Origin of the sequence: Burkholderia sp. MSMB1078WGS (assembly GCF_001528895.1) — a bacterium.
Classification (GTDB): Bacteria; Pseudomonadota; Gammaproteobacteria; order Burkholderiales; family Burkholderiaceae; genus Burkholderia.
This window is the reverse complement of sequence record NZ_LPDI01000004.1, coordinates 1-1,114: the sequence shown is the minus strand read 5'-3', so window position 1 is coordinate 1,114 and position 1,114 is coordinate 1. Positions and strand designations below refer to the sequence as shown.

At 63.5% G+C, this 1,114-nt stretch carries 1 protein-coding gene; it reads left to right on the top strand.

Features of this window, described 5'->3' with window-relative positions; all coding sequences use genetic code 11:
* On the top strand, positions 1 to 1,113 hold a 1,113-nt coding region (locus WT24_RS01180), incomplete at its 5' end, for a DUF2827 domain-containing protein (protein WP_060030578.1).
* Position 1,114: the final 1 nt, after the last annotated feature.

Genomic DNA, 1,114 nt, shown 5'->3' with positions numbered 1-1,114 from the left:
CGTCTCGTCGTCGGCGTGTCGCTGTTCGTGCGCGGCGCCGGCCAGTCGCTGTGGGAAAACGGCATTTTCCAGAACTGCCTGCTGCTGATCCTGTTGCTGCGCCAGTCGCCGCTCGTCGCCGAAGCCGTGATGGTGAACGGCGGCGAACACGTTGCCGATCCGCAGATGATGCTCGGCGAGTGGGACGTGCCGCTGCTGTCGATGGACGAAGCGCTCGAGCGCTGCGACGTGCTGATCGAAATGAGCGCGCAGTTCGGCGCGGACTACCTGCGCACGTTCCGCGAGCGCGGCGGCAAGGTGGTCACGATGCGGGTCGGCAACGACTACGTGATCGATATCGAACGCGCGATGTTCGACAAGCCGTCGGGCTTCCTGTTCTCGGGCGCACCGTACGACGCGGTATGGACGATTCCCGAGTTCGAGCGCTCGTGCCTGCACTACTACCAGACGGGCCTGCGTGCGCCGGTCACGATCGTCCCGCACATCTGGCACCCGATGCTGTTCGACAAGGCGCGCGCGACGCTCGGCGCCGGCTTGACGTTCGGCTATCGGCCCGGCAAGCCGCGCTGGCGCGTGACGATGTTCGAGCCGAACATCTGCATGGTGAAGACCAGCATCATTCCGATGCTGATCACGGAAGAGGCTTACCGCGCGAATCCGGCATTCCTCGAATTCGTGCGCGTGTGCAACACGATTCACCTGAAGGATCACACGACGTTCATTCATTTCGCGAAGAGTCTCGACATCGTCGAGCACGGCATCACGACGTTCGAAAGCCGCTATGCGGTGTACGAGTTCATGGCCGCGTACGGCGATGCGGTGGTGTCGCACACGTGGGAGAACGCCCAGAACTACCTGTACTACGAGCTGCTGTACGGCGGCTATCCGCTGATCCACAACTCGCCGTTCCTCGGCAAGGCCGGGTATTTCTATCCGGACTTCGACTGCCAGGCGGGCGGCCGCGCGCTGTTGCAGGCGTTTGCCGAGCACGACGCGAATCTCGACGCATACCGCGAGCAAGCGAAGCACGTGCTCGACTCGGTCAGCATCTACAACCCCGAGAACGTCGCGGCCTATACGGACGCGATCGCCGCCCTCTATCGCGACGCGTGAC